Genomic DNA, 21,521 nt, shown 5'->3' on the forward strand with positions numbered 1-21,521 from the left:
GAGGACATGTTTCCTTGAAGAAAAAAATTGCCTGGGTTACAGACAGTACCGCGCTCATACCTGAACACGTCATGGAAGAGCATGACATCTACGTCGTTCCACTGGAAATTATCTTTGAAGATGGCACATATGAAGACGGCATTGATTTAGCTCCTGAACAGCTTTATCAAAAAATTATGCAGGCCAATCATGCTCCCAAAACGTCGCAGCCTTGCTTAGGAAAATTTGTGTCTCTCTACGAACGATTAAAGGAAGAGTATGAATGCGCGATTGCTGTCCACCTCTCCTCTGACCTGAGTGGGACCTACAATACAAGCGCAACAGCAGCCAAGATGGTAGACTTCCCTGTCGAGTCGGTAGATTCCAAGCTGATGTCGTACCCGATTACCTCGATTATCTTAAACGGAATCGAACAAGCCAAGGCAGGAAAAGGCTACCAAGAGATTGCCGCTTCCTTGCGCGAAGAATACAAATCTTTCGAGAACTATATCCTGGTCGGCAGTCTCGACCAGTTTTACAAGGGCGGCCGAATGACCGGTTTGCAATATTTCATCGGCAATCTGCTTCAGATCAAGCCGATTTTCCAAATGAAAGATGGGCTGTTTGAAGTATATGAAAAAGTTCGTACCGAAGGAAAAGCGGTCAAGCGCATGCTGGAACAGTTGGAGAACGCCAAACAGAACTACTCCGTGAAGCACGTGCAGATTTTACATGGCAACGTCTTGGACAAAGCGCTGGAACTGAAAGAGAAAATTCAGAGCAAGTACGCCGATGTCGAGGTGTTGGTTGGACCGATCAGTTCTACGATTGGGGCGCATGCTGGGATGGGGACGCTGGCGTTGGCTTGGCGGAATGAGTAAGAGTGAAATGGGGCAGTCTCACTTGCCGATTTTTTCGGCAAAGAGCGGCCCCTTTTGTATGTCATTTTAGCACCATTTCATCATGTTCCACCCTAATCACTACATTCCCCTTCTTCCGCCCTGTCTCCACATATCGATGAGCCTCCGGTACTTGTTCCAGCGAATAACGTCTATCAATAACCGCTTTTATCTGTCCTGCCTCCATCAACTCTTTAAGGAAAACCAAATCCTCCGTCCGCACCTTCGCAATCCCTAGCCCATCCACTGTCAGGAATATCCCGTTGGGCACCAATGCTTTTACACAATGGGACTTCGTTGCTTTCCCAACCGCATCAAATATAACGTCATACCGCTCTTCTTTTTTCGTAAAATCCTCTTTCGTGTAATCGATGACGGTATCGGCCCCCAACGATTTCACCAAATCGAAATTGGCGGAGCTACATACCGCTGTCACCTCAGCCCCCAAATACTTGGCAAGCTGTACCGCGGCGGTCCCTACCGACCCAGAAGCTCCGTAGATCAGCACTTTTTGTCCCTTTTGCAGCTTTCCTTTTCGAAAAAAATGCAAGGCAGTCGTTCCCCCAAAAGGAATCGCGGCGGCTTCTTCATGTGTTACATTTGTCGGCTTTAAGCCCACGATTGCGTTTTCTTGCAGACAGATGTACTCCGCGTGCGCACCGCATCGCATCCCGCTTAATGCATAGACGTGGTCGCCTATTTTAAATCGTTTTACATGTTTGCCGATCGCTTCGACTTCTCCAGATAGCTCCACACCAAGAATCGGATTTCTCGGTTTGGTAAGGCCGAGCACGAGGCGCATGGGAATCCAGAGCAAAAACGGACTTTTGAAGGCGCGTATTCTACAGTCTCCAGAAGTAACCGTTGTGGCATGAATTTTTATCAGAATTTCATTGTCCCTAGGCATAGGCTTTTCTACTTCTCTTAGCTCCAAAACATCTGGCGATCCGTATTTTGTGCATATCACGGCTCTCATTGGCATCTCCCCTATCCACTTTGCCATGAGTATAGCGGGAGCACGGTATTGGTATACAGATACTTAAGTATTGTTTTTGGAAATTTACAACAAGCCCAACTGGCGAGCCCGTGCGACTGCTTCCGTACGCCGCTGTACCTGCAGCTTGTCAAAGATATTCCGGTTATGCCCTTTCACCGTGCTGAGTGCGAGGAACAGCTGCTGGGCAATGTCACGATTCGATAATCCTTTTTCGATGAGCTGCAAAATTTCAAGCTCTCGCTCACTAAGCGGCTCGATCAGGGAATCAGCATGGTGGGACTCGAATTCTGCAAGCAGTTTTTCTATATAGCGTGGCATCGTTCTATGGACTGTCGCATCACGCAATATTCTTTTCATCTGGCTACCTTCGTCGACAAAAGTGCGAATGAAGCCACCCGGCTCCGCTATCACCAATGCGTCTTTCATTATTTGCGCAGCTTTTGCTTGATCACCATGCGCATGCTGAACAACGGCTAGCAAAAGCATGATCTTGAGTCGTTCATCCTCTAACTGTTTTGCTTCCGCCTGCACGAGTAATGGCTCGAGCACCGCAAGTGCTGCGGACGTATCTCCCTGTGCCAGATAAACACGGGCTTGGACTATGGGAAGGTCGTGCCTCAGTGCCAATCGGGCTGCCGCTGTCAGGTTGTCCTGCTGAAGCAAAATAAGGACTTGTACTTCGGCAATAGGAGGCATCTGCATGACAAAGCCTTGCTTGCGAGCCACATACTCAGCATTTGCAAGCATGGTAGCCGCTCCGCTAACGTCTCCCTGTACTAGCTTCAGTCGTGCGAGAAACACCTGCGCTGCTACGACTCTATCCGTTTGTTCCAGCTGACTTGCTAACTGAATGGACTGTTGACCATGAAGCTCCGCTGTATGCAGGTCGTTCCATTCATAAAAAATCCGGGCCAAACCCAGATGCGCTTCACAAGCAGCTGGTAACGGTGGAGAACCCGCCAATTTTTGTACATGCTGATAAGTCTCAGCCGCCATATGGAGCTGATTATCTGCCTCCTGTAGCTTCGCTAGTCCAAGCGTAGCCATCATGGTGATCACAACATGACCAATCTTCTTACTGATCGATAATGCCTCCTGATAAGCCATGCTGGCTGCGATACGATTCCCTTGAAGGTGATAAGCATACCCCAGCGACCACGTAGTGGCTGTGCGGACAGGCAAGTTGTCGGGGTGCAGGTACGCTAAGGCTCGCTTGGCCTCAGCCATGATTTCCTCTGCTTGGTGCATGCTCACAGCCAAAGTGGCACGTATAGCAGCGATATGCCCAAGAGTATCTCTAGCCCCTGCATCTTGGCCCATACCTTGCATTGCTTTTTCAGCGGCTAGCAATTTCGGCTCAACACCAGTTATTTGTCCAGTCATCAGCAATGCTGAGGCGTACATCACCCACAGCGCTGGCCTTACATCCAGCTCCTCGCGTGGTAACGACTCCAGCCAGTTCAGCACAGGAACTACTCCTCCACGAAAGAGCAGCGGCATCCTCTCTCCCTCCACCAGTCGTGCTGCTCTCGATAGATCATTGGCTACTACTGCATGGTGAAAAGCTTCCATTTCAAATCCATTGTCTTCATACCAAATGCTAGCACGGGTGTGTAATTCTGCGAGAATTCGCTCGCACTCTCCTATTGTCGATGAAAAACGCTGCCGGAGCCTCTGCCTCAGCAAATCAGCAAAAAGGTGGTGATAGCGGTACCAACGCCGTTCGCTGTCCAACGGGACGATAAACAAATTGGCGCGTTCGAGGAATTCTAACGTTTCCTGGCCTGAACCTGAGCACATTTCACTTTGACTAAAAACGGCGTCACAAAGAGGACCAGATAATCGGTCGAGGATGGATGTATGCAGCAAGAATGCTTGAGTGCTTGCAGATTGCTTGGTAAGCACTTCGTCTACCAGATAGTCGAGAATAAAATGATGACTGCCCGAAAAAGTTGAAAGGAAGGTTGTGACATCTATTTGTTCTTTGATGGAAAGAGCAGCTAACTGTAGACCGGCAATCCAGCCTTCTGTGCGGGCTTCGAGCAGGGCGATGTTTTCTGGTAATAACTCCAACCCCATCACTTTCTCCAGAAATTCAGCTGCTTCCGAATAGGTGAAGCGCAAATCGGATGCGCGGACTTCATTCAATTGGTTCCGTACTCGTAGGCGAGCAATAGGCAGTCGTGGTTCCTCACGGGTAGCAATTACCAGATGCATCTGCCGGGGCATGCGTTCAAGCAGGAATGAGATAGCATCATCAAGCGGCCCCGTTTTCAAAACGTGGTAATCATCGAGGACAAGAACAAAAGGGTTGGGTATTGCGATTATTTCATGAAGCAGAGTCGAGATCATTAATTCGATTGGTAGAGGTTGAGGAGAATGGAACAAAGGATATATGCCCGATCCAATATTCGGGCCAATATTTTGCAGCGCTGTGAAGAGGTATGTAAAAAAACGCGCAGGGTCATTATCGCCTTCATCCATGGAAATCCAAGCGAAGGGTCGATCACCGCTAGCAAGCCATTCACTGACAAGTGTTGTTTTCCCGGAGCCTGCTGGTGCTGAAATGACCGTCAGTTTACGGTTTAGGCCCTCGTTTAACTGCTCGATTAGTTGATGACGGGTAACGGTCTTCAACCGTGGCGGGGGCATATACAGTTTGGTGGTTACAATTGGAATCGTCATAAAGAAATTATATGTACCGCTGTCTCTAAGCGTCAACTCCGCCGACTTTTTGATTTACTCTCTGCTTTTTTCAAGTTGCTCGCTACACGGTATTGGACGATTTTCCTAATCAGATCATAAGGTAAGGGCTGATTGATCGGAAACTGCAATGTCCCTTTCGACTTGTGATATTCCTTCACTTCCTCTTTGAATTCCTCTATGCCACCTGGGGATGGATAAAAACCGATATGATTTTTGAAAGCAGCAAAATGCACCAGATTTCCATGGAGCGCAAAGGTAGGCATCTGGTAGCTGATCTTTTCCATCGCATCCGGCGCCTCCCCCTTTATTACTCCCCTGAGCGTTTGCAAAATCTCCTGAACCTCGGGAGCAAACGTCGAAATATATTCATCGATGGACGCATACGTGACTTTGGTTTCTTTCATGGAGGAATCTCCTTTCTCGATCAGAGGTGAATGCCTTTATTATCTCCCAATCGTGCATGACACAAAAAAACACGCCGCGCTGGCGTGTTTCGTTTCGTTTTGGTGGCAAGGATGCTATTTCGTTATACGTTTTCCAATAGCCTCCACGAGCTCTCTCGTTGTCTTGGGCAGATTGGATTTTAAAATCGAATTAATCATAGGACCCTTCACACCGTGTGCGGTGATATCCAGACATCCCGTCATTTTCGTCCGTGCCTCACCCAATGCCTTCGCTTTGAAGTAGCCATGACCGGTAAAATTCCCACTAATCCCGGTCAAGGTAAACCTCACCTCGGTCGGAGGCGTCCATTCGGTGATATCCACTTGCAGGCTGATGGTCTTCTTCATGATGCCGATATCGCCTGTAAACGTCCAAGCGACACGACGTTCATTGATTACCTCGTGACTGATGTAGCCAGGTACCAGTGGAACCCAATTCTCCACTATACTCACAAACTGCCATACCGCCCCGATGGGCTGGTTCAGCTCCACATCATGTATTCCTTGAGGCATGATTTGCTCATTCCTTCCCCCAGTGTTCTTTGGTATCTTGTTATGTTTATTGTCAGAACACGGGAGATATTTCAGGAATATGGCGGGTTAATCCCACCAAAAATGCCATACATCCTGTTTCATTAAATAATCCGCGTAATGCCCTAATGAAGGAAACTCATCCAAGACATACTGACAAAAGATGAAATGCTCTTTTGCCAGCTTAATTGCCTCCTCGTAGGTCTGCGGTCTTGAACCGGCTTGAAAAATCCACGTATCCTCTGTCACAGCGAGAATCTTAATCCCATAAGCCTCCTGCCAGTGCTTTACGATAACGGACTGGTAAACGGGCAGTGGGCATTCATTATAGCCGCCCATTGGGACCCACAACGGTGCTTCATAGCCGGATGCTTTCGGCAATTCCAGGACAATCAGGGCGTCATCTTGTAATCGATCCTGCACCCATTTCTCACTTATGAGGAAGGACTCCTTATCTGTTTCACTGAGTTGTTCATTGATCAGCTCGTTACCTTCCCATATCAGGGAATATGCCTGATAGATGCCTTCAAAGTTCTTTCCTTCCAAACTTTTCAACTCGGATTCAATGTCTGTATACAAAAGGCGAGATTTCACAATTCGCCGAAAGACATCCTCCACAGATAAGCCGTGAACCTCCTCTAGCTGTTTATGTACATAATCAGAGAGTGACCCCTCTTCGTCCACTGCTTCTTCTATCATCTCTAGTATATTATAGCTTGGCAGAACCAAAATGCTGTCCTTATCTTCCTTTGTAGCAGGTACCGTGAAATCCTCCGCAGCAACCACTTTTATGTCACATTCTTTTAGGTAATTCGACAACTCTTCTACCATCGTCACACCTCTTCTGTTGGTTTGTGCAAATCATAGGATTACTCATCTATTTTACTTCAATTTCCAGAGTGAGTGGAAATGAACAAAAAGCAAAAAAAATGCTTGGGTTCGGAGCAAACGCGTAAAAAGTGGGAACCCAACTCCATCCCTACTCTTGCTCTGTGCTTCTCGCATAGAATTTCAATTCCATCAATAAACGAGCTACATCAGCCTTTGTCAAAATCTTAGTAGGCTGCCCGGCAACTGATAAAGCTCCGTTCTTTTCTCCGCTCCTCTGTAGCAACCTGGAAATCATGTCTTTTGCTTCCGCGATTGTGAGATTGCGATCTGGATCGAATTGCTTATTACCTGCGCTAGCTTGTATTAAACCTCTTTCTATCGCATCTTTCACGGTTTCATAGAGGGGATGACCTTTATCGATATCCGTAAAAAACTGCTCCTCCCCCGCTACTTCATAATAGTCTGGAAAGAAGTCGTAGGACTCCTGGGCTTTGAGCACAATGCGTAGAAACTCTCCACGGGTGACAGGCTGATCAGGATCAAGCTTGCTTTTTGTGACAGGAAAATAACCGTCTTTCACAGCGTACAGAAGCGCCAAATAGTGAGGGTGCGCAGCAATATCCTCTGGAATTTTTGATTGCTTGTAAGCCGTATAGCTCACCCATTCTCCAGAATCCGCATCAACCACACCATCGTCTCCTACCATTCTGTAAACCAGCTTTGGCTCACGACTAACCAGATAGGTTCCCTGTCGCCATTCTGGATATGGCATGAAATAGGTGAGTCGAAGCTCCTTGTTTTCCTTTTCTACCTGCTTTGCTGTTTGTTCATCGATTCTAGGTTTTTGTACCTGAATCATCTCGAGTGGTTGATAGGCTGGAAGGGTGTGTATCCCCTTTACCTCTCCATTTACAGGATCTACGATTACCTCCGTTTCGAGGCTTTGGACAGGTATTCCGTGCTTTAACCAACCAAAAGTAATACAGTAGCCGCCATTTCTCTCAAACAGCCATTTTTTGCTCTCTTCTGTTGGGGGAAGATGGATCACATACAGCTCTCCTTGTCGATCAGGAAAGAGCTTCCTCATAAAATCGATTGCAGCTGCTTCTGCTTTTTCGTAAGGAATGGGATTGGGATAGATTCGATCCTCTATTTCAGAATGTTCTTCCTCCACCGAAAAAATCGTAACCTCTCCGTAATCATCCATCCCTAACTGGAACTTCATTGCCTTTTCTTTTCCTTGGGCTGGACGAGCATAATAGTAAGACTTTGCACTGCTGGAGCTAACCTCCCCAAATCCATTCCATGATATCCCAGTACTGCCCCCAACCTTTGTTTGACGATCAGGTATGGCTTGGAACATCGTACGTGCAATCTCGTCGGCTTTCTCTCTCTTTTCATCATCTATCAGCCTTTTGCGTTCCTTGCCCAACGCTCTTGTTGATGTTCCTAGTGGGATTCGCGACTGCTGAATACTCTCCCCCAAAATCGTCATGGGTTGATTTGTCATCGCATCGATAAAGACCGATGCTTTTTCATCGTAAGCATATGCCAAAATCATTTTTCTATGGGGCAATCCATATTTTCCGATCTGCTCTCCTGTATATACATAATGAAGGGCTGGCTTCACCGACTCGTCCCACCGTCTATTTGCCTCCTCCGCTGATATGGCTGGAACAGGAGATGGCAGCTCTCCATTGTACCATTGGCGACTGTAAGAACCGATTTCACCTTGAGAATCGACGATTACCTGAAGATAGTTCTCCAAGAATGGAATGTCATTTTCTACGCGAACAAAATGAAAAACATGATCCATTACCCGCGGAGGAAGGGAATCGTCAACCTGATATTCGTCTGCCTTGGAAATATGCCCTTGCACTTCAGGGGCAACTGAATTTACGAATGCTTCTGCCTTTTTCAAAGCATCTTTTTCTGAAATGATGTTCACAGCCGTTTCTTTTGGCTTATCAACTGTAGCTTTTGTAAACTGGACCAACTTGCCTGTTGTTGCGTCTACATCTATGAATAAGCTTTCAGTCCCGTCTTTATCTTTGACCCAATAACTCGTCCAAACCGCTCCGTTTTGACCAAAAGCGACGGTCTCGTTAAAATAAATATCTTCCACAACGTAACCCTTCATATCGATAGGTATCTTTTTCATGAGTGAGATAGCCTGTTCCTTTGTAAGATAAGAAGCGGGTTCCGCTGCAAATGCAGTTGTCACGATACCTGTTTTTTCATTCATCGTTGGTACGCCGGAAAAATAACAGCCCATGATTGCTAACATTGTTGCTGATTTTATGAAAAGAAAACATTTCATCATCTCACCCTGATTTTATATATTCCTCTTGATTATACCAGTAACAGGAAAATATGTTTGCATTTTCAACATGGAAGATCACAAAAAAACTGCACCCCATTATGAAACATAGAAACGGGTGGTGCAGTTTATTAGCTTATTCCCTCTCCATCATGGAGACATTTTGCCTGATTTCATTCAGAACTTCTTCCCAATGAAGCTTCATTTGCTCCCTTGTATTCATATGATCCAAGTTCTCTTGATGAAAACTAATGGTCGTTCGATCAGGCTTGTCGGATATCAGCCGGATTTGCAATGTGGACGGCTTTTCCCAGTCCTTCATCGACCACTTTAAACGAAACTGCCGGAACGGCTTCACAACACGAAATTGACCCGATATCCCATCGCTGGAAGTAAAGGTCTCCCCCTCGCTAAAGGTAAGGTTCGCTACATCTCCAAGCCATAACTTCGCCCCTTCGGACGAGGTTAAAAACGCCCAAGCCTGTTCTGGGGTAATGGGCATCGTCCTGCGTACACCTACCTGGAAGCCTGTCGCTGCCGTTTGACCAACGATTTTACTCGATTCGGGATTTTGACTTTTCATCGGGACACCTCGCCAATCCTATTTGTTTGGACGAACTTTGGAACCAAACTTTTATGATCGATTTGAAATTCCTTCAAAAACTTATGTAAATTGTAAACAATCACCCATAAAATGTCACTCTTAAACAGAAGACCCGTCGATAGAGTCGTGATTGGGCGACCGCCCTCATGATATCGACACAGGAATGACCCGAATTTGTTCACTTTCTTCCTCAAAAAAAATGATAGGATAGAGGCATTACTTCATAAAAAATGAGGAGAGTCACAAGTGCGGGTACATCCAATTTACTTTTTACGTCTTACAGGCCTACTCGATGGCCTTTCTTTATTAGTATTGATGGGCATCGCGATGCCCTTGAAATACGTGTGGGGCTTAGACAAAGCGGTAACCATCATAGGGAGTATTCACGGCGGGATATTTTGCTTGTATGCTCTGGCGATACTCTATGCAGCCATTCGCGTGAGATGGAGCCTGCTCTGGTCTCTTGCTGCAATACTCGCCGCTTTTGTACCGTTTGGGAACTTCTTTCTGGATCGCAGACTGAAAACGGCACAGGATGTGTATCCTCTGAAGCCGTTTAACAATGCCCTGCTCGTATACGCCATCGTTTTTTTCTCGTTCTTTGATTTGTTCTCGCAACTGCCGGTCATGAGTACATTTGCTGCTTCCGTAGGTGCCAGCTCATTTGTTATAGGGTTTGTCATCGGTCTGTATTCGCTAGCCAATACCTTTGGCAATATTATCTCAGGCATACTGACAGATAAGGTTGGTCCATCCAAACCACTGTTGATCGGCTTGGTTTTATCGAGCTGTGCCTTGCTGCTGTATCATATCGTCGATCAGCCGTTTCTGTTGATTATCGTGCGAATCATTCACGGATTTGTCGCCGGTTTGATCGTTCCTGCTGCTTTTACTTTTTCTGCGAATAACACGACACAAGAGCAGCAAGGACGAAAGGTTGCCTTCACCGGTACCTTTGTGGGACTCGCAGCGATTATCGGACCTGCATTCAGCGGCATTATGGCAAGCAAAACCTCCGTGCCTTTTGTCTTTACATGTGTAGCTGTTATGGGCTTTTTCCTAACCATCCTGTCCGTCATTTTTCTGAAATCCACTCAGGCTTGCAAGAAAGAGAAGCTTAAGAAGGACGTTCCGACCTCAGCCTTGATCTTCAATGCTGGGATAATCAAGGCTTACGGCGGTGCCTTTTTGCTCATGTTTTCACAAGGGGTGATCGCTTATCTTTTGCCCTTGCATGTGCAATCGCTTGGATACGATTCGAAAATAAGCGGTACATTAATGAGCACTTTTGGGATCATTGCCGTCTTGCTTTTTGTGCTTCCGACAAACCGGATTTTTGATCGTGTAGCTCCTTCCAAAACGATGTCCATCGGAATTGGCTTCATGGGCGTGAGTCAGCTGCTTATTGGTCAATCCAACACGACATTGGCACTGTACTGCATTTTAGGACTATATGGGATCGGCTTTGCTCTCTTGTTTCCTTCTGTCAATACGATGCTCATTCAATCGACGCCACAAGAATTGCGGGGGAAAGCACACGGTTACTTATACGCCTTTTTCTCTCTCGGTGTGGTCGTCGGCTCAGGTCTTTTAGGTTGGCTGCCCTTCTCCATCGAGGAAGGGTTTCTGTTCACAGGATGTCTGTTGCTCGTGTTTGCCGCTTTCATTGCCGTGCATAAGCGGCGAGAACGCTTGCTGAATCAACAAAATAATCAATAGCAGCCATCGTTTCTAACAACAAAACCTCCTCAACCACTAAGCTAGTGGCGAAGGAGGTTTTGTGCTACTACTTTCAACTGCAGAATCACTGCGAATCAGGCATGCAGCCAACAGACCAATTCCTAGTACGATTGCAAGCAGGACAAAAGTAAGTTCATAGCTTCCAACATTCATTAATCGGATGGACAATATCGGCCCAAGACTTGTTCCCGAAAACAGGATAAACGTATAAACAGAAACCGCAATTCCCCGCGATTTGCCCCCTAGCTGTCCAACAAGCGAGATCACGGAAGGAACGGATAACGCAATTCCAGCAACGAAAAGCACACTCGTACCAATCAAAAGAGCCAAGTTAGATATCATACCGAGGGAAGCCATACTGACCACTGCCAAACCTAATCCGAAGCGGAGCACGGTACGTAAGCCAAACCGTTTTGCCAGCCCGCCCGCCAGCGGAGAAATGAGCATACCCACTACACCAATCGTTCGAACAAGCAGCATCTCCTTGTTGCTAAGCCCAAAATCAGATCCCGCCAAATAACTGCTCAAGACTGTATACATATTAACAAAAGACATAAGCAATACAAGAGCGATTATGTAGCTCAAGACAATATTTTTTTGTTTGAACAAGGAGGGAATTCGCTTAATCGGCTCCCAAATATTAACGGTAGCAAGGGGACTCTCTTCTTTTGGCAGCCACCTCATCACCACAAACAGCGTTACAAAATAGATAGCAGCAAGCATATAGAATACGGCGTGCCAACTGTATTGTTGACTCATTATGGTGCTGAGCACTTGACCAATGATTCCTGCCGCCAAAAATCCCGTGCTGATAAATCCGATTGCCGTTACCCGCTTTGCCGCAGGGAACATTTCCACAGCATAGGCGAGTGCAACAGGCGAGAACGTAGCAGCGGCAGCACCTTGCAAGCCCCTGAGTACAATGATCCATACGAAATCATTTGCACTACCAAGCAACAAAGAAAAGAGAGCCAGGGCAATCATCCCGATCACAATAACGTTCTTGCGGCCATACTTTTCGGACAACGGTCCGTAAATCAGGCACCCTATGGCAAACCCAACCGAAAATGCGCTGCCTACTGCTGCAGCCTGTGTCAACGTAATACTGAAAAGATCGGCAAACAGGGTCATAAGGGGAATCGTAACGTATAAGCTCGACATGACGACGATTCCAGACCAGCAGAGAATTGCCGTCATGAGTGAGTAATTTCGCTGTGACATCGCACACCTCTTTTTCAAATAGTTACACACATTCTAGTTAGATTATCTAATTATATTCACAAAAAAATATGATCTTATCTTCCCACCCCCAGTTTCTCTTCCATGCTGTTATTCAACTTCATCAAGATTTTTTCCAACAGCATCCGTTCTTCCTCTTCTAATTCGCTCATAATGGAGGAGCAAGCAGACCAAAAAACTGGCAGTACGCTGGTTACCAATTCTCTGCCTTCTTGCGTTATTTTGACATGAATCTTCCGACCATCCAGCGTGCTTTGCTCCCTGATGATCCAGTGCCTTTTTTCCAGCCAGTCCAGCAAAGCTGTAACAGAAGCACGCCGAATCCCCAGCCTGTCTGCAAGCGAAGAAGGGGTGATAAGTTCTCTGTCTTTATGTAACGTAAGCAACAGCAATACGTCCCATTTACACTCCGTTATGCCGAATTTCTCCAAATTCAAATCAATGACGTCTATGGCGTTATCCCCCAGCCATAGCATCAATAATCCCAACTGAGCCAATTTGCGATCCGTATTTTGCAGAGCAGTTGTTTCCATCAGATGCAAATATGGCTGAATACCAAGTTTCGGCAATTGATCGGATGTATGCTCACACTTGTTTTTTCTGCTCATAATCCACCTTGAATTTAATTAGATTATCTAACTAAAATCAATATAAAGGATTTTTTTGGATTTTGCAACCCCCCCTGGCAAGACGAAAGCCGAGATCATCAATTCGAAACGTGGGGTGACTGCGTCTGCGGCACGTCGCCCCACAGCCTCTGGACTCTTCTGCCCAGCTGCCACCGCGAAAAATTCGGTAGGAGCCATACACGTTTACATCGTAAAGGTCCCAGCACCACTCCCAAACATTTCCCAGCATGTCATAGAGCCCCCACGCATTCGGCAGCTTTTGTCCTACCGTATGTGCTGTACCCTCAGCATTCCCTTCGTACCATGCGATCTCATCCAGCTCGCCGTACCGATAACCGCCCGTCCCTGCTTTGCAAGCGTACTGCCATTCCGCCTCTGTCGGCAGACGATAGCCATCCGCTTCCTCGTTCCAACTAACACGCTCACCATCTTCACTTATCGAGTAGCATTCCGTGAGACCTGTTTGCTGAGAAAGCAGATTGCAAAACGAAATCGCATCGTTCCACGAGACATTCACGACGGGAGCCTCTGGGTGGTCACTCGGTCCAGCTACTTTTTGTACAACCGAGAAATATAACGCATTCGTAACAGGAACCGGTGCGAGTAAAAAAGCGTTCACCTCGGTTGTCCATGTCTCCTTGATCCGATCATCCCGTAATTCGATATGCCCTGCTGGGATGCTCACCATGGTGTACGACCGCTCCATCTCTATTTCACCTGGCTTAACTTCTCAATCGCCTGCTTTTCGGTCGGCAAGAAAAAGATGTCGTTTCCGTTGTTCGATTCATAGATGAAGTCTTTTAGACTTTTACTTGTGTACACCGAAAAATCTCCTACAATTGCCACTTTCACCCGATAATTGATGAACTTCTGAAGGATTTCCCCAGCAAGGCGTGTTTTCAAATCGAAAAAGCTTTCGTTAAGCAACGATTTGTTGAGAACAATACGCTCACTGTCTGCTTGATAATGTACCGTTGCAATCAGATCCAATGCGGACTGCACATCCCCTATAAGTACCTCGCTACCACTCACAATGGCAATATTTTTCCCGCCAGCTTCTACCTTTGTAATATTCATGTGTATCCTCCTCATCTTTTAGTCGTCATCTGCCTCACATAATCCTCACAAATATATCGGTTGTCTTCACCGGTTGCTGGCGAAACGCTCGCCACTCGAAAGAAGCTCAAGCCAACAACCATCGCCATGAGTCCGTAGGCAGCGTTTTGTGAATCCTCTACAGACATAAGCCCAGTTTGTTTGCCGTATTCAAAAATCTTGGTGATGCCCTGCAAATCTCTCATATAACTCTTCGCAACCACTTCTTGCAGCTTGGGGTCCAATGCGGCTTTGGAGAAGAATTGGACAAAGAGTCTTGCTTGATCTTCATGCGGGATGTACATCTCAGCGATGCCATCCAGCTGCGAAACATTGATCCGTTTTTCCTTGTCATTCACGTATGGCGGCAAGATGTGCGCAAGCGTGACGTCCATCATTTCCTGGGCGGTCATGGTGTTCTCAATGTCAGCTTCGATTTTCAAGCCATAATAGGCCAAGAATGCCTGAAAGGCTTCACTCGTCAAATTATCCTTATTCTTAAAGTAATATGTGACGACACCCTTTGAGCAGTCCGCATACTCCGCCACCTTATCCAGCGTCATGCCATCAATCCCATGATTGCTAATACAAGTGAGGGTCGCATTGATGACATCTGCTCGGCGCTTTGGTTCCATTCCTAATTTGGGCATGATTTTACCTCGTTTATTTATACTGTACGGTCAGAATAAAAAAAGTGTACACCATGATTTTCCAGTTTGTCAAACTTAATAGGTTCGACAACACAAAAAAACACGCTTACGCAGCGTGTTCGATCTTGCCGTTACATGGCAAGTGCTTGGCGACTGATCCGATATTGCCCCGGTGTCAGCCCCGTCCATTTCTTGAAAGCATTTTGAAAGGCGCTTGGATCTGAAAAATGCAGCAGGTATGCAATCTCTCCAATGGAATGCTCCGCTTGCTGTAAATACCCCATCGCCATTTCTTTGCGGACATTCGTGGACAATTCATGATAGGAAGTGTCCTCTGCCTTTAGTTTCGCTTGCAGAGATCTCGTACTCATATGAAAAGCAGCCGCAGTCTGCTGTAAGGTCGGAAAAGCCGCAGGCATACATCCCATCATCCATTGAAACACGCGGTCCGAAAATTCCCGCCCCCTTATCAGCCTCTCTCTAATTTCTTCCGCGATTGGTTCGAAAGCTTTCCGCAGCCGGACATCTGAATACAGGATCGGGTATTGCAAAACTTCTTTGCCTACCAAGAGCCCATTTTCTTCTTCACCAAAGTGAGGCTCCATCCCGAACAATTTTAAATACGGAGCGATATCATCCGTAGCGTCGTGTGTGAAATGTATGGACTGTAACGGAATGGTCTGATGACTCATACGGACGATCAAGTGGTACAAGGAGCTGATCATATCTTCCATGCAATGTCGAGACACGCTCCCAGGGCTTTGTCTATGAAACCGCAGGAAAACATTCTGCCCCCGCTCTTCCCAATCCAGCTCGTACCCGCTGCAAAGGATCACGTGATATCGCTGATAAGCCTTCCATGCATCGACGATTTTTTCCGAATGCATCATGACATAGCCAAGGATGCCCAGATCGGCAATATCGGTTAACTGTCCTTGATGCAGTCCGAAATGATCATCCTGCGTGTAAATGGCAGCTTCTTTCATCAAGCGCTCGAGCTCTGCTTCATCAATCCGCGCCTCTACATCCTTTAGCAAGCTACTGTCGAAAGAAATATGATCACAAAAACGCTCAAAATCAAGCTTCTTGTGAGTAATTGTTTTCATAACCGGATACACCATCGAAATCGCAAACCCATGCGCATTTTCCAAGTACGGAACCTCCTTTGCGTGAATCCACAACATTTATGCGCCTTCGATCATTCATCTGTTCCATTCCACACGATATGCTGAATACAGTTCAGTTTACCACGATCTGTCGGTTATGGAATCGACTCTACAGGGGGATATGAAAATGAACATTCTCGTTATCATCGGACATCCAGATCCCGAGAGCTATTGCTCTGCGTTGGCGCACGCCTATATGCAAGGAGCCGCAGGCAAAGCAGCACAAATTCGCACCATTGATTTGAGCCAAATCGCTTTCGACCCAAATTTGAAGTATGGATATCGGAAAAGAACAGAGCTGGAGGATGACCTAAAAGAAGCACAGGACCTCATCCGTTGGGCGGATCATTTGGTCATTGTCTATCCGACCTGGTGGGGCACGATGCCCGCTATTTTGAAGGGGTTTTTCGATCGCGTCCTTTTATCCGGATTCGCCTATAAATATCGGGAGGGTTCGTCACTCTGGGATAAGCTGTTAACAGGCAAAACCGCCCATGTAATTGTGACAATGGATACCCCATCTTGGTACAACCGATTGATCTACTGGCAAGCCGGTCATCTTGTGATGAAACGCAACATTTTGAAGTTTTGTGGGATTAAGCCCGTGAAGGTTACGGAGATTAGTGGGGTGAATGCCTCGGCGGAGGAAAAGCGCAAGAAGTGGCTGGAGAAAATGAAACAGCTTGGGGAGAGGCTTGCCTAAGCGTACGGTGAAAAAAACGAACCAGAGCGACAAAACAAAAACTCAAGCCTATTACAGCTTGAGTCTTTCCTATTCGCTTACTTATCTATTCATTGGAATGATTTACCTATGCAAATAAATCGTGCAAAGTGTATTTATTATGTAGCTGATTGTGAGTATGATAATAGTAAAAATAATAAGAAAGAGGCTATCATATGGATTCTACTTTTTCACCAAGAAAAGCAACAAAGACGAAAACCTTAGTTATTAACGCACTCTTCATCGCTTTTACGCTCGCAGCCACCATGTTTATCAATTTACGACTCCCGATCATGGGTAACGGTGGCCTCATTCATCTCGGTAACGTGCCTCTTTTAATTGCAGCCTTTGTGTATGGCAGAAAAACAGGAGCTATCGCTGGAGCTTTTGGTATGGGCCTCTTTGACCTTATCTCCGGTTGGACAGCATGGGCACCGTTTACCTTCGTTATCGTGGGTGCAATGGGCTATGTAGCTGGCCTCATCGCCGAAAAGGGGCCTGGCAATCGGGTATTTGTGTACGCACTCGCAGTTGTCGCTGCATTGGTGATTAAGATCGTGGGCTACTACTTTGTTGAGGTTATTCTTTACGGGAACTGGATTCAGCCGTTTGGCTCCATTCCGGGGAACGTTTTGCAGGTGGTTGTAGCAGCGGTTATTGTTGTCCCGCTGGTGGGACGTTTGAAGAAGATTGTAGGTCAGGGTTAAAAAGAGAAAAATCGCTCAGGAGACATGTGTTCTCTTGGGCGTTTTTTCATACTCTACCAAATACAAAACCACGACCCATTGGATCGTGGTTTTTATAGTTAGGTGGACATAACGGGATCGAACCGCTTTCAAAATGTCCGTCCACTCCTATTGATTAGAAGCATGCTTATCCTTTTCAGTGTTTAGCTCAGCTTCGATCTGGGAGTTTTTCGACGACTCACCCATGCGCCAGTATACGAGGAGGCTTATGGCAATACAAGCTGCTACATAGTAATAGAAGAGAGACTCGTTCCCGATGCTTTTGAACCATAGCGCAATGAACTCCGCTGTTCCTCCAAAGATCGCAACGGTCACCCCGTATGGAAATCCTACACCCAGAGCCCGAATAGCGGTAGGAAACATCTCGGCTTTCACGATCGCATTGATGGACGTATAACCAGTAACAATGATAAGACCAGATAGCATCAGCAGGAAAGCAACATATGGGCTAGTCGTTTGTTCCAGAAGCATAAACATCGGTACGGTCCACAATGTTCCAAGAATACCGAAACCAATCAACAACGGGCGCCGTCCAATTCGGTCGGACAGCATACCAGCAAGCGGCTGCAAGACAACGAATACGAGCAATGCGGTAAAGTTAATCCAGCTGACTACTTCTTTCGGCAGTCCTACCGTAATCACCATGAATTTTTGCAAATAGGTCGTGTAGGTGTTAAAGGCAATGGTTCCCCCGAGTGTAAGGCCGACGACTGCCAACACCGCCTTCGGATGCTTCATCAGCTCTCGAAGTGTACCCGCCTTCTCCTTGTTTTTCGACTCCATTTTGGTATACTGCTCCGATTCGTCCATGCTGCGACGCAACCACAATACGGCTACTGCGCCAAATGCTCCGATGATGAACGGAATTCGCCAGCCCCATGCCATCATGGCTTCTTCTGGGAGTATTTGCTGCAAAATAATTTGCACACCCAATGCCAACAGCTGACCACTGATCAGTGTGACGTACTGGAAGCTAGAATAGAACCCTCGGCGACCACTCGAAGCCATCTCGGACAAGTACGTGGCAGATGTTCCGTATTCCCCGCCAAGCGAAAGACCTTGAAGCAAGCGGGCAAGAACGAGAATAATAGGCGCAAACACGCCGATTGTTTCATAGTTTGGTGTTACGGCAATCACCAGAGAACCACCCGCCATGATGGTAACAGACAGCGTCAACGCAGCACGGCGCCCATGACGGTCAGCATATCGACCCAGGAGCAAGCTCCCGATCGGTCTCATTAAAAATCCGATAGCAAAAACAGCGGCAGTATTCAATAACTGGCTGGTAGCGTCGCCCTTTGGAAAAAACTGAGAAGAGAAGTAAACCGCAAAAGCTGCATAGACATACCAGTCGTACCATTCAATCAGGTTCCCCAGTGAACCTTTAAAGATGTTGCTTGTGATTCGCCGCGTATTTTCACGATCACTCGATGGCTTCATTGTTTTGCCCCCTCCTTATGTTTGACCCGAATCCATTCGCAATTGGGATCGTTGAACCGCTTTCAAAATGAAACGATGCTTTGAAAGGGTTTACATATTTACCCGGATGGATTCTCGAAGAACTGCTTTTATTCTAAGTTGTTTGTTTTGCTAGAATCTATTGAATACTTCCAGATGTGCAAAAACGGCATCCGAGCTGCCGAAAAACCCAGTTGAGTTACATTGATTTTTCGACCAGTTCGGGCTACCCTTTTCCATAGGGAGGCGGCTGTTATGACAATCACTATGCTTCTGGGACTGCTTGAAAATATCTCTGTAATTGCAGTCATCGCCCTTATCATCGGCCAACTCGATTACTTTCGGAACATCATGTACGGGAAAAACAACTGGATGCGGATCGTGATCCTCTCTACGCTGTTTGGGTTCCTGTCGGTTATCGGAACGGAGAATGGCTTACGGGTCAATGACGCACTCGCCAATACGCGCATTGTCGGTGCCGTCGCTGGCGGGTTGATCGGGGGGCCTGTCGTCGGTTTTTTGGCCGGCCTAATAGGAGGTATTCATCGCTATTCCATCGGTGGATTTACCGCATTCGCCTGTGCCATCTCGACCGTAATGAACGGCTACTTGGCCGGGATCGTCAGTACGAAAATGAATATGTTGCGTCTGAAATGGCAGCATATCGTACTGATTGGCGTTACAGCCGAGCTCATTCAAAAAGTGTTGGTGCTGCTCATGGCCAAGCCTTTTTCAGCGGCACTCGAGCTGGAAGTAAAAATCGCGATCCCGACCACAATTATGACCATTGCAGGTCTGCTGCTCTTCACGCGCGTTTTCCAAAATCTCAAAATGATGCAAGACCAGTCCGGCGCACTGGGGGCAAACCTTGCCTTGTCGATTGCAAGCCAGACGTTGCCTCATCTGCGGACGGGGCTAAATGAATATTCTGCGAAAAAAACTGCTGAACTGATCCGTGAAATGGCCAGAGTGGATGCAGTCGCCATTACCGACCGCGAAAAGCTGCTCAGCGCAAAAGGCTATGAACTGGAGAATCATTTGCAGAAAGAGACGCTGTGTGCACAAGTAGCGGAGGCTGTTTTGAACCACCCTACAGGGATATGGTGCGACAAAGATTTTGCTCTTCCGCATCCACCTCGCCTAAAATCGATCAGCGCCGCATCGTTGTATCATCAAAACCAGAAAATCGGGACGTTGCAATTCTACTATAAAACCTCTTCCTCCAAGACGTCCCAGACCAACGAGAAGCTAGTGGACGGCCTAGCCAAGCTGCTGTCAGTCCAAATTGAACTGGCGGAGATCGAGCATCAAGCGAAAATGCGAAAGCAGGCTGAAGTGAGCGCCCTGCAAGCACAAATCAACCCGCATTTTCTGTTCAACACCTTGGGGACGATAATGTCTTACTGTCGAACAGACCCTGATCAAGCGAGAAACTTAATCGGTCATTTAAGCGACATCTTCAGGCGCAATTTGAAAAGCAAGGGAAATCATCACAGCTTGCAGGAAGAACTGGACGGAATCAAGTCGTATTTGGAAATCGAGAAGGTTAGATTTAGCAACCGTTTAAAGGTGAACATGGAGATCGACGAAACCCTGCTGGAGTGCAAAATGCCTGTCTTGACTTTGCAGCCAATCGTAGAAAATGCCATTCACCATGGACTTTCCCCAAAAGTTAGCGACTGTCTGCTCACGATTCGAGTGGAACCGTACGACCATGAAGTGAAAATCAGCATTGAAGACAATGGAGTTGGAATCAGTGAAGAGCGTTTAGCCGAAATCTGGAACAGCCAATCAAAAGGCATCGGCCTTATCAATGTCCATTCACGGCTGCAATCCATTTATGGTAAAAAATACGGCCTCACGATTCAAAGCAAGCCCGGTTTGGGAACAGTTGTATCCTTTGTCGCTCCGTTATCCGCATTTGAAAAGGAAGTGCATCCAGATGCTCCTGAAAACGATCATTATTGATGACGAGCCAGCCATTTGTTCCGAATTGGAATATTTGCTGAAAAAATATATTGATATCCAGGTGGACGCAATCTATACCAATCCACTGGAAGCATTGCCTCATATGATCAATTCCGAGCCTGATTTGCTTATGCTCGATATTCAGATGCCCGGGATGAATGGTCTTGAATTTGCCAAAACATTGAATCAGATGTCCAATCCCCCATTGATCGTTTTTTCGACTGCCTATCACGAACACGCTCTGGAGGCTTTTTCCACGCTGGCTGTGGGCTATTTGACCAAACCGATCATGGAATCGAAATTGGATGATGTGATCCAAAAAGTGCGGACACTGAGGAAGCGAGCGGCCATGAATGACCGCATCGCGACAGTTCCCCTGATGGAAGAGCATGTATGCATCCGGAAGAGCAACAAGATCATTCCGATCCCAGTAGGGCAGATTTACTTTGCGTTTGTGCGGGAGAAAGATTTATATGTGGCGACAAAAGAGAGTATCGACAAGTGTGATTTGTCCTTAAATGAGCTGGAGGAGATTTTGAATCGGTCCCGCTCTTTCTTTCGAAGTCATCGGAACTATATTTTGAATGTGAAGCATATTAAAGAGATTATTCCGTGGTTTAATCATACGTATTTGATTAAGATGAATGATGATAGTCAGACGGATATTCCTGTTAGTAGGGGGAGGATGAAAGCGTTTCGGGGGTTGATGAATTTGTGAGTTTTTGGGAGAAGGATGAGGGACGGAGCGGAGAGATAGTATCTTTTCGCTCCGTTTTTAGAGAGGCGGGGTATTCGAGTT

General features: G+C 46.7%; 20 protein-coding genes. 6 read left to right on the forward strand and 14 right to left on the reverse strand.

The window, feature by feature from the left end; all coding sequences use genetic code 11:
- The first annotated feature begins 14 nt into the window (after positions 1-14).
- The gene (locus HP401_RS32575) at positions 15-860 is read left to right on the forward strand and encodes a DegV family protein (protein WP_064201294.1); all 846 of its coding nucleotides are present in this window, start codon (positions 15-17) and stop codon (positions 858-860) included.
- Between the two features lie 61 nt (positions 861-921).
- Here HP401_RS32575 and HP401_RS32580 read toward each other — a convergent pair whose 3' ends face one another.
- The 7 genes from HP401_RS32580 to HP401_RS32610 form a co-directional block, all read right to left on the reverse strand.
- On the reverse strand, positions 922-1,854 hold the full coding sequence (locus HP401_RS32580; protein WP_173606492.1) for an NAD(P)-dependent alcohol dehydrogenase: 933 nt from the start codon (positions 1,852-1,854) through the stop codon (positions 922-924).
- Between the two features lie 84 nt (positions 1,855-1,938).
- Complete coding sequence (locus tag HP401_RS32585; protein WP_173606523.1) at positions 1,939-4,560, reverse strand: winged helix-turn-helix domain-containing protein; 2,622 nt, start codon at positions 4,558-4,560, stop codon at positions 1,939-1,941.
- A 32-nt stretch (positions 4,561-4,592) separates the two neighbouring features.
- A complete protein-coding gene (locus HP401_RS32590) occupies positions 4,593-4,985 on the reverse strand; it encodes an iron chaperone (RefSeq protein WP_173606493.1) in 393 nt (130 codons plus the stop codon).
- A 114-nt stretch (positions 4,986-5,099) separates the two neighbouring features.
- On the reverse strand, positions 5,100-5,537 hold the full coding sequence (locus tag HP401_RS32595; RefSeq protein WP_012685170.1) for an SRPBCC family protein: 438 nt from the start codon (positions 5,535-5,537) through the stop codon (positions 5,100-5,102).
- Positions 5,538-5,624: 87 nt separating this feature from the next.
- The gene (locus HP401_RS32600) at positions 5,625-6,386 is read right to left on the reverse strand and encodes a DUF4253 domain-containing protein (protein WP_173606494.1); all 762 of its coding nucleotides are present in this window, start codon (positions 6,384-6,386) and stop codon (positions 5,625-5,627) included.
- Positions 6,387-6,534: 148 nt separating this feature from the next.
- Positions 6,535-8,631 carry an S-layer homology domain-containing protein gene (locus HP401_RS32605; protein ID WP_173606495.1) on the reverse strand — a complete coding sequence of 699 codons (2,097 nt, stop codon included), beginning with the start codon at positions 8,629-8,631 and terminating at the stop codon, positions 6,535-6,537.
- A 211-nt stretch (positions 8,632-8,842) separates the two neighbouring features.
- The gene (locus HP401_RS32610) at positions 8,843-9,289 is read right to left on the reverse strand and encodes an SRPBCC family protein (RefSeq protein WP_173606496.1); all 447 of its coding nucleotides are present in this window, start codon (positions 9,287-9,289) and stop codon (positions 8,843-8,845) included.
- Between the two features lie 267 nt (positions 9,290-9,556).
- Between HP401_RS32610 and HP401_RS32620 the strand changes: the two genes are divergently transcribed.
- Positions 9,557-11,029 (forward strand): MFS transporter, encoded by a 1,473-nt coding sequence (locus HP401_RS32620; RefSeq protein ID WP_173606497.1) that lies wholly within the window; start codon positions 9,557-9,559, stop codon positions 11,027-11,029.
- A gap of 36 nt (positions 11,030-11,065) precedes the next feature.
- Here HP401_RS32620 and HP401_RS32625 read toward each other — a convergent pair whose 3' ends face one another.
- From HP401_RS32625 to HP401_RS32650, 6 genes are all read right to left on the reverse strand, one after another.
- On the reverse strand, positions 11,066-12,271 hold the full coding sequence (locus HP401_RS32625; protein WP_173606498.1) for an MFS transporter: 1,206 nt from the start codon (positions 12,269-12,271) through the stop codon (positions 11,066-11,068).
- Between the two features lie 74 nt (positions 12,272-12,345).
- On the reverse strand, positions 12,346-12,897 hold the full coding sequence (locus HP401_RS32630; RefSeq protein ID WP_173606499.1) for a MarR family winged helix-turn-helix transcriptional regulator: 552 nt from the start codon (positions 12,895-12,897) through the stop codon (positions 12,346-12,348).
- Positions 12,898-12,934: 37 nt separating this feature from the next.
- On the reverse strand, positions 12,935-13,624 hold the full coding sequence (locus HP401_RS32635) for a formylglycine-generating enzyme family protein (protein ID WP_173606500.1): 690 nt from the start codon (positions 13,622-13,624) through the stop codon (positions 12,935-12,937).
- 2 nt (positions 13,625-13,626) lie between these two features.
- A complete protein-coding gene (locus HP401_RS32640) occupies positions 13,627-13,995 on the reverse strand; it encodes a DUF4180 domain-containing protein (protein WP_173606501.1) in 369 nt (122 codons plus the stop codon).
- A gap of 11 nt (positions 13,996-14,006) precedes the next feature.
- A complete protein-coding gene (locus HP401_RS32645) occupies positions 14,007-14,663 on the reverse strand; it encodes a TetR/AcrR family transcriptional regulator (RefSeq protein ID WP_173606502.1) in 657 nt (218 codons plus the stop codon).
- 131 nt (positions 14,664-14,794) lie between these two features.
- Positions 14,795-15,814, reverse strand: coding sequence for an AraC family transcriptional regulator (locus tag HP401_RS32650; RefSeq protein WP_173606503.1), 1,020 nt, complete (start codon positions 15,812-15,814; stop codon positions 14,795-14,797).
- A gap of 142 nt (positions 15,815-15,956) precedes the next feature.
- On the opposite strand from HP401_RS32650, the gene HP401_RS32655 reads away from it, so the two are divergent.
- Both HP401_RS32655 and HP401_RS32660 read left to right on the forward strand, forming a co-directional pair.
- Positions 15,957-16,532, forward strand: a complete 576-nt coding sequence (locus tag HP401_RS32655; RefSeq protein ID WP_173606504.1) for an NAD(P)H-dependent oxidoreductase — start codon at positions 15,957-15,959, stop codon at positions 16,530-16,532.
- A 194-nt stretch (positions 16,533-16,726) separates the two neighbouring features.
- Positions 16,727-17,257 carry an ECF transporter S component gene (locus tag HP401_RS32660; protein WP_173606505.1) on the forward strand — a complete coding sequence of 177 codons (531 nt, stop codon included), beginning with the start codon at positions 16,727-16,729 and terminating at the stop codon, positions 17,255-17,257.
- A 147-nt stretch (positions 17,258-17,404) separates the two neighbouring features.
- Here HP401_RS32660 and HP401_RS32665 read toward each other — a convergent pair whose 3' ends face one another.
- On the reverse strand, positions 17,405-18,736 hold the full coding sequence (locus HP401_RS32665) for an MFS transporter (RefSeq protein ID WP_173606506.1): 1,332 nt from the start codon (positions 18,734-18,736) through the stop codon (positions 17,405-17,407).
- Between the two features lie 273 nt (positions 18,737-19,009).
- On the opposite strand from HP401_RS32665, the gene HP401_RS32670 reads away from it, so the two are divergent.
- Both HP401_RS32670 and HP401_RS32675 read left to right on the forward strand, forming a co-directional pair.
- The gene (locus tag HP401_RS32670) at positions 19,010-20,722 is read left to right on the forward strand and encodes a LytS/YhcK type 5TM receptor domain-containing protein (protein WP_173606507.1); all 1,713 of its coding nucleotides are present in this window, start codon (positions 19,010-19,012) and stop codon (positions 20,720-20,722) included.
- A complete protein-coding gene (locus HP401_RS32675) occupies positions 20,697-21,440 on the forward strand; it encodes a LytR/AlgR family response regulator transcription factor (RefSeq protein WP_173606508.1) in 744 nt (247 codons plus the stop codon). The genes HP401_RS32670 and HP401_RS32675 overlap by 26 nt, the downstream gene beginning before the upstream one ends.
- Positions 21,441-21,521: the final 81 nt, after the last annotated feature.

The sequence above is a fragment of the Brevibacillus sp. HB2.2 genome (assembly GCF_013284275.1).
In the GTDB taxonomy this organism is placed as follows: domain Bacteria; phylum Bacillota; class Bacilli; order Brevibacillales; family Brevibacillaceae; genus Brevibacillus; species Brevibacillus brevis_D.